The 7,751-nt window shown below is 71.5% G+C and carries 9 protein-coding genes; 2 read left to right on the top strand and 7 right to left on the bottom strand.

Annotation, left to right across the window (positions count from 1 at the left end; all coding sequences use genetic code 11):
* Window positions 1-101 precede the first annotated feature (101 nt).
* The 6 genes from ACWFRB_RS26025 to ACWFRB_RS26000 form a co-directional block, all read right to left on the bottom strand.
* The gene (locus ACWFRB_RS26025) at window positions 102-584 is read right to left on the bottom strand and encodes a hypothetical protein (protein WP_452644180.1); all 483 of its coding nucleotides are present in this window, start codon (window positions 582-584) and stop codon (window positions 102-104) included.
* Window positions 581-1,822, bottom strand: coding sequence for a DUF58 domain-containing protein (locus ACWFRB_RS26020; RefSeq protein ID WP_452644178.1), 1,242 nt, complete (start codon window positions 1,820-1,822; stop codon window positions 581-583). The genes ACWFRB_RS26025 and ACWFRB_RS26020 overlap by 4 nt, the downstream gene beginning before the upstream one ends.
* Window positions 1,819-2,778, bottom strand: a complete 960-nt coding sequence (locus ACWFRB_RS26015) for an AAA family ATPase (RefSeq protein WP_452644176.1) — start codon at window positions 2,776-2,778, stop codon at window positions 1,819-1,821. The genes ACWFRB_RS26020 and ACWFRB_RS26015 overlap by 4 nt, the downstream gene beginning before the upstream one ends.
* Window positions 2,775-3,260, bottom strand: a complete 486-nt coding sequence (locus ACWFRB_RS26010) for a hypothetical protein (protein ID WP_452644174.1) — start codon at window positions 3,258-3,260, stop codon at window positions 2,775-2,777. Before ACWFRB_RS26010 ends, ACWFRB_RS26015 begins: the two co-directional genes overlap by 4 nt.
* Window positions 3,242-4,117: a DUF4129 domain-containing protein gene (locus ACWFRB_RS26005; protein ID WP_452644172.1), complete on the bottom strand. Its 876-nt coding sequence runs from the start codon at window positions 4,115-4,117 to the stop codon at window positions 3,242-3,244. Before ACWFRB_RS26005 ends, ACWFRB_RS26010 begins: the two co-directional genes overlap by 19 nt.
* 105 nt (window positions 4,118-4,222) lie before the next feature.
* Entirely contained in the window at window positions 4,223-4,966 is a 744-nt protein-coding gene (locus ACWFRB_RS26000) for an SCO6745 family protein (protein ID WP_452644170.1), read from the bottom strand.
* Between the two features lie 215 nt (window positions 4,967-5,181).
* Between ACWFRB_RS26000 and ACWFRB_RS25995 the strand changes: the two genes are divergently transcribed.
* Window positions 5,182-6,108, top strand: coding sequence for a bile acid:sodium symporter family protein (locus ACWFRB_RS25995; RefSeq protein ID WP_452644168.1), 927 nt, complete (start codon window positions 5,182-5,184; stop codon window positions 6,106-6,108).
* 1 nt (window position 6,109) lies between these two features.
* Here ACWFRB_RS25995 and zapE read toward each other — a convergent pair whose 3' ends face one another.
* Complete coding sequence (zapE, locus tag ACWFRB_RS25990; RefSeq protein ID WP_452644166.1) at window positions 6,110-7,066, bottom strand: cell division protein ZapE; 957 nt, start codon at window positions 7,064-7,066, stop codon at window positions 6,110-6,112.
* A gap of 56 nt (window positions 7,067-7,122) precedes the next feature.
* Here zapE and ACWFRB_RS25985 point away from each other — a divergent pair, with 56 nt between their 5' ends.
* Window positions 7,123-7,740 (top strand): TetR/AcrR family transcriptional regulator, encoded by a 618-nt coding sequence (locus ACWFRB_RS25985; protein ID WP_452644164.1) that lies wholly within the window; start codon window positions 7,123-7,125, stop codon window positions 7,738-7,740.
* The last annotated feature ends 11 nt before the right edge of the window (window positions 7,741-7,751 follow it).

The raw sequence follows: 7,751 nt of genomic DNA, 5'->3' as shown, positions 1-7,751 counted from the left end.
GGCACCACCGGCGTTCGCGTTCCCCAACCGCAGAACCAGACCGAACCCGGACCTCCCGGGATGCGTGCGTGGTTCGCCGCAGGACCGTGCGGCACGGCCGCTCAGTCCACCGGATGCCGATCACCGATACGACCGGCCCGTTTCGAGGCGTAGGGCGCGAGCACCAGCGCGTACACCGCGAGGCAGGCGATCGGCCCGACCAGCGGCAGCCAGGCGATCTCGATGGGCACCAGGAACACAGACACCGCCGCGCAGGCGGTCACGACCGCCACCGCGAGCACCAGTCCCGCCTCGGTGACCGCGGTCCCTGGTGTGTGCGCGGCATGAGCGGCCAGCACGAACACCGTCGCCCCGACTCCCGCGAGGCCCGCCTGCACCGGCGTGGGCTCGCCGAGCGCCAACGCGAGCAGCGCGCCCTGCACAGCACAGACCACGGCCACCCGGCTCCACCGCGCGGCGAGTACCCCCGCGGCGGACAGCCCGGCCGCGATGAGTGCCTGCGCCTGCGCGTGCGGGACGACGGCGGCGCTCATCGACCAGCCTGCCCCGAGGGCCATCACGCTCGATCCGGCGAGCCCGGTCATCTCGGCACCACCGCCCGCCTGCCCCGGCGGCCGATCCCGGCCAGCACGCGGTCGAGGGGCGAATCCCCCTGCCAGCCGACGACATCGATCCCGAGGACGCCGAGATCCCGATACATGTTCCTGCGTTCGAGCCGCCACATCCTCGCGACGGTCGGATCGAGCTCGTCCGCGAACGGCGGACCCGCGAGCACGTCCACCACGGCCACGGTCCGGCCACGCTTGCGGAGGTCGATGAGCGCCAGTGCGAAGTCCGTGTCCAGCAGCGTGGTGAAGGCGACCACGGCGGCGCCCGGCGGCACTGCGGGCCGCGGCACCAGCGTTCCCTCGAGCGCCAGGGTGTGCTCTCCGGCCCCGAGCACGGCCTCGACGACGCGATAGAACTGCCGACGACCGAGATCCGGTGCAAGCCATCGTGATCGGGCGCCGAGCACGACCACCGCGGTGCGGTCGCCACGCCGAAGCGCCGCCTGTGCGAGCTGGCAACCGCCGCGCACCGAACGATCCAGGCTCTCGCCCGCGGGCCCCGGCGCCTGCGGGTGTGCGTCGATCAGCACCACGACATCCGCCGCTCGGTCCGTCCGACGTTCGGTGACGTGCAGGGCACGACGGCGCGCGCTCACCGGCCAGTTCACCGCCCGCAGTTGGTCGCCGGGGACGTAGGCGCGGATGTCCGCGTACTCCACACCGGGCCCGTGTCGTTCGGTGGGATGCGCCCCGAACCGATCGGGAAGGTCCGTCGGCGGGATCCCCGGACGGCTCGGATCCACAAGGGGGAACACATCGACCGTGGCCACCTCCGCCACCGCCACGCCAACCAACAACCCGCCCGCCGCGGTCGCATCGACGGCCACCCGCGGCCGATATCTCCCCCACCGCCCGGCGGTGATCCGCATGCCCGTGCGCGGATCGCCCGAGCCCGCCGATTCCTGGTCTATCTCCATGCCCTCCTGCGGAAGTGCACGGACACCCCATGCCGGTCGCGACCCCGCCTCGCCCACCGCGACCGCCAGCCGCACCGACTCTCCCTCGAACAACCGGGCCGTCGCGGGCTCGCCGCGCACGGTCACCCGATCGACGGGGCGCGGCAACAGTGCGCGCGCCGCGAGCGCCCCGAGCATCGGGGCGGCGAAGGCCAGCAACTCCGGCCTGCCACCTACGAGCGCGATGACCAGCGCGGTGGCCGAGCACGTCGCCAGCGCCGCCGCCGCGGGCGAGGCCCGCCACTCGACGGCGCTCACGTGCTCGCCCTCGGCACCGGCAGCCGGCGCAGGATGTCGGCGACCACCTCCTCCGGGTGGATCCGGCGTACCCACATCTCCGGTCGCAGCGAGATCCGGTGCGCCATCGCGGGCGCGGCCAGCGCCTTGACGTCCTCGGGGATGACGTAGTCCCGACCGCCGAGGAGTGCCCGCGCCCTGGCGAGCTGGACGAGGTCCAGCTCGGCCCGTGGGCTCGCGCCGACCTCCACCTGGGGATGCGAGCGGGTCGCGGCCGCCAGCGACACCACGTACCGGAGCACATCCGGGTGCACCGAGACCTGCTCGACGCTGCCTCGCATGGCGTGCAGTTCCTCGGCCGTCACGACCGCGTGGACGGCGACCGTGTCGGCGCCCCGGTCCAGGCGGCGCTGCAGCATCTCCTGCTCGTCCGTGGCGCCGAGATACCCCACTCGCAGCCGCAACATGAACCTGTCGAGCTGCGCCTCCGGGAGCGGATAGGTGCCCTCGTACTCGATCGGGTTGTCCGTGGCGAGCACGATGAACGGATCCGGCAGCCTGCGGGTCACACCGTCGATGCTCACCTGCCCCTCCGCCATCGACTCCAACAGCGCCGCTTGGGTTTTCGGCGGCGTTCGGTTGATCTCGTCGGCCAGGAGAACATTGGTGAACACCGGTCCGGCGCGGAACTCGAACCGTCCCGACTGCATGTCGTAGATGGTCGAGCCGAGCAGGTCCGCGGGGAGCAGGTCCGGCGTGAACTGGACGCGGGTGAACTCCAGCCCGAGCGCCGCTGCGAAGGACCGTGCGATCAGCGTCTTGCCCAACCCGGGCAGGTCCTCGATCAGCACGTGCCCACCGGCGAGGACCACCAGCAGCACGGTCGTGATCGCGTCCCGCTTGCCGACCACGGCCCGTTCGACCTCGGCGAGAACTGCCCCGGCCCGGGCCGTGGTGGCCTGCGTCGCGGCGGTCACAGCTGCTCCAGTCGGGTCAGGATTCGCTCGAGGGCACCGCGCCCGGGGCCGGGGCCACCCCGATCGCCCGCGCGCGCCCCCGCCGGGTCCACCCACCGCCACAGGTCGGCGCCGAACATCGCGGCCCCGGCCGCGTCGATCTCGGCATGACCCCGGGGAGCACGCGGTCCGCTCACATGCACGAACTCGCGGGCGAGCAATGGCCGCAGGTGCCGGTCCCAGTCCGCGCACGACCCATCCGCCCAGCTCACCAGCGTCTCTGTGCGCAGCCGCCAGCGACGCAACATCTCCTCCTGGGAGTTCGGTGGCGCGGCGACCTCGCGGGTCGCCGGTGCCGAGTCGACGGCCCGGCGCATCGCGAAGATCACGACGGCAGTCGACCCTCCGATCGCGATCAGCGCGGCCGCTGGCGCCCCCGCCCGCAGCGCCATCGCCTCCAGCGCCGCGACGAAGAGGATCCCGATCAGGGCGATGCGGCGCATCGCGCCTCCCTCAGCTCGGCCAGGACCGAGCGCAACAACTCCGCCGCGGTGGCCCGGTGCCGCTCCGTCATCTCGTGCCCGCTGAACCTGGCCTCCTCGAAGAGACCGACCAGCGCGGTGGCGCTCTCCCGGTGCAGCACACCGTGGCGTACCGCACGCGCCAGCACCTCCGACGGGGTGTCGGACGCGAGCGGCGCGGAGTCGGGGGCCGCACCGAGACCGCGTTCCATCGCCAGGTAGCAGGCGATGATGGCCGATCGGGGGTCAGCCCCGACGTTCGCGACCTCGACTAGGCCCAGTTCCGCTGCGCGCCGCAAGGATTCGGCGGCCGCGCGCCGGGCCGTCGGAGCCGCGTCCTCGTCCCGGACACCGGTCGGGTCCGGCACCAGGAGCCGCGCGCGGGCGACGGCCCCGGCCACCAGCAGCGCGGCCAACAGAGGCAACACCAGCAGGACGTCCGGCCAGACCTCGCTGCCCCGCGGCGCCGGGAGCTGTCCGACCGCGGGCAGGTTCGGATCCGTCGTGCCGCCATCGGGGTCGGAGGGGGCTGCCCGGTCCCGGCTCGGCGCGAGGGCGATCGCTGCCACCACGACCAGTCCCGCGAACCCGAACCACGCCGCCCCCTGCCACCACCGGCCGGGCGCCGGGCGATGACCGATCCACGTCGGCGCCGGCCGCACGGGCCTGCGCGACGGCCCCAGTACCAGCACAGCCACGAGGGCGATCGCTGCCACCAGGACCGCGAGGCCCGCGATGACGAGCATCGCGACCAGTGCGGCCCTTCCGTCGGTCCGGGGCGGCGCCGTCGGCTGCTCGACGTCGGGCAAATAGCCGCGGAGCGCAAGAACGCTCACCACGATCAACGCGATAACCGTGGCAGTGCGACCGACCGCCGTGCCCACCACTCCATCGTCGCACGGTGCCCGCGCGAGATCGATGGATGCGCGCGGGCCGATCCGCGATCAGCGCGGGGGGAATACTCCCGCGTGGGCGTCCGCGAGGAGGGTGACGAGTTCCTTGCCCTCGGCCTCATCGAGCACGTCGAAAGCCTGGGAGGCGAGCTCGTCGGTGATCTCCTCGGCGCGCGCCCACCTGGCGCGGACGTCCTCGCCGGGCACGGTGTAGGGCGCGGGCCAGCCGTACAGCGCGGCCTGGTCGGGTCCGCTGGCCAGCGGCGATCCGGCGATCAGGACCGCGTCCCGCGGGCTGACACCCTGACTCTTGACTGCGACGAGGTGGAGCCCGCCGCGCAGCTCGCGCAGGACGTGGGTGAGCTGGAGGACCCGGGCCCGCGAATCCGCGGGCAACGGCACGGCCCGCCAGCCGGCGAACAGCGGCACACCCGCGGGGTCGGCATTGACCGTGACCGCCTCCATCAGTTCGGCGAGACGCTCGGCGCCGTCGAACGTGGCGAGCTTGCGGACACCGAACTGCTGCGCGGCGAGCGCGTAGCCGCGGGCGGCCTCGGCGGCAGGCATCGCCACCGACTCCCAGGCCGCCCGAACGCTGTCGGCGGGGAAGAACCCCGCGGCGGCCGTCACGACGTCGGCGTCGACCTCGCCGAGCACCCCGCACCGGCCGCGCATGTACGGGCCGATGAAGCCGTCAACGCCGGTGGTGCGGCCGAACTCCTTGGCCTCACGGGAGAACATGAATCCTCCACCGATCTGCTGGATCTGGTCCTTGACCGCGTGTGCGACCGTCATCGATTCCACCTCTCGCCGGTTACCGTCCCAGCGAGGCTATGTCACCCGTCATAGTCGGCGATACGCCGGTTCGCCGACGCGGCGACGGCGGCGTCCCCGGGGCGCGACGAATCTGGGCGATATGCCCAATTCCGGTGCGGACACCCGTATCTTTGCGCCGAGACTCTGCCAGCGACGCGTGCACGTCGCGAGACTTCCAGGAACGGGGATCTGCGATGAATTCCGGGCTGTCCACGGTCGCGCTGCCGCTCGCGTTGGCGATCATCATGTTCGGCCTCGGCCTGTCCCTGACAGTCGGGGATTTCGCCCGGGTGGCCAGGCATCCCAAAGCCGTCGCGATCGCGCTGGTCTGCCAGTTGGTCCTGTTGCCCGCGATCGCGTTCGGGCTGGTGCTGCTGTTCGACCTGCCACCACTCCTCGCGGTGGGAATGATGCTGCTGGCCGCCTCCCCCGGCGGGACAACGGCAAACCTGTTCAGCCACCTGTTCCGCGGCGACGTGGCACTGAACGTCACACTCACGGCGGTGAATTCGGTGATCGCGGTGGTGTCGCTGCCGCTGATCACCAACTTCGCCCTCGGACATTTCGCACCGTCGGACGGCACGGGTTCACTCGGCCTGCAGTTCTCAAAGGTGGTGCAGATCTTCGCGATCGTGCTGATCCCGGTGGCCATCGGCGTCGGGGTGCGCCGGGCATGGCCCGCCTTCGCGGACCGGATGGACCGACCCGTTCGGATCGGTTCGGCCGTTGTCCTCGCCCTGGTCATCGTCGGCACGGTGATCGCCGAGCGGGAGAACGTCACCGGGTACCTGGCCGACGTCGGGCTGATCACGTTGCTCTTCTGCATCCTGAGCCTGAGCATCGGTTACGTGCTGCCGCGGAGGCTGGACATCGCCAGCAGGCAGTCGATCGCCAGCTCGATGGAGATCGGCATCCACAACAGCACGCTCGCGATCACGATCGCGATCAGCCTGCTCGACAGCACCCGCATCGCGGTCCCCGCCGCGGTGTACGGCGTGGTCATGTTCCCCGTCGCGGCTGTCTTCGGATGGCTGATCACCCGCGGGCGCGCGGACGAGCAGGGTCCGTCGGCTGCGGCGGGATCGTCGACCGATCGCGATCTCGATCCCGCCGCCGGCTAACTCATCCCAGCAGCGCCAATCTGCTGCGCGTGCGTGCCAGGTCCAGCCCGCCCGCGACGGGCTCGGGGTCCTGCACCCGCCAATCCGCGCCGACCAGCGTCAGTTCGGCGTCCTGGTCGTGGAGGATGTCAACGACATTGCAGAAACGCTGCACCCCATCGGGACTCGCGTCGGCCATCCGTGGCATCCCGCTCAGCACCCAGCGTGGGTATGCCGCCGCCAGGCTCAGGTAGTCCAGCGTCGAGGTCGGCCGCTCGCACAGGTCCGCGAACTCGAACCAGACGAGATCGCCTGCCGCCGAGAGAGCCGTGATGGGCTGGGTGGTCGGGCGGAGCGTGACGCGATCGCCTGCCGCGGGCCACTGCAGGGCAGCCGCGTCGGACAGGTACCGCCCCGCTCCGAATCCCCGCGCTCCGGACCCCGACGCGCGGTAGTCGAGGGCGCCCGCCACCTCGACGACCTCCATCCGCGCCTTGAGCAGCTCGATGGTCGGCACGAACGTCTCGTGGAACAGCGGGTTCGGCATCAGCCCGTCCGGCGGATAGTTCGAGGTGACCACCAGCGTCACCTTCCGCTTTCGCAGCACCCCGAGCAGCCTCGTCAGCAACGCCCCGTCGCCGACGTCGTGGACGTGGAATTCGTCGAAGAACAGGATCTCGCAGCGTCCGAGCAGGCGATCCATCGCGCGGTCGATCCCATCGGTGTGCGCGAGCTCGTGCAGTCGGCGGAAGAACTCGTGGAAATGCACGCGCCGGGTCGCTGCGCCGCGGATGTTCTCGCGGAACACGTCCATCAGCCAGGTCTTGCCCCTGCCGACCGGGCCCCACAGGTAGATGCCCCGACCGGTCCCCGGGTCCATCGCGGCCAGGCGCTCAGCGGCCGCCCGCTGCGCGGGATCGAGCACGAATCCGGCGCCGTGCGCGGCCCGGTCGAACGCGTCTACTCGGATCGATTTCATAGCGTGACTCTACAAATGTAGAGTTTCATGGGTCAACGTGATCGGAGCGACATTCAATGACGGAAACGACGGATCGGCGGGCGCGCATCGCGGACGCCGCGCTCGACATCATCGCCACGGACGGCATCCGGGCACTCACCCATCGCGGCATCGACCGACACCTGGGACTGCCCGCGGGATCGACGTCCTACTACTTCCGGACCAAGCGCGACCTGCTGGTCGCGACGGTCGGGCACCTCACCGACCGGTCACGACGCGCCTTCACCGACTCCCAGCCAGAACCGCCTGCGCCGGACACGGGCGCTGGCGTCGCCGAGATCGCCCACGGGATCGCGGTCTACGTCGACGGGCTGCTCGCCGACCGTGCCCGCGACATCCGCGCACGCTACGCACTCACGCTGGAGATGGTGCACGACAAGCAGATCCAGGCCGCGCTCGCCGTCAGCCTGTTCTCCTGGGAGCGGGCGGTCGGGCTCACCCGCTTGCTCGGCACGGGCGACCCGGAGCAGGACGCGGCGGACCTGATCGCCCTCCTGGAGGGTCTGGTCTTCGACCGAACCATCGGCGCAAGGGCACTCGAGGGCCCCGCGCCGGGTACCGCCGAGAGCATCGCCGCGCTCTCGGCACCGATCGCAAAGGCGCTGACGCGCCCGTGCGCGGTTGACGAGTCCTAGCACTCGTCAAC

The sequence above is a fragment of the Rhodococcus sp. NPDC055112 genome (genome assembly GCF_053607505.1).
Note: the sequence above shows the minus strand (reverse complement) of the source record. Positions and strands in the feature narration are given on the sequence as shown.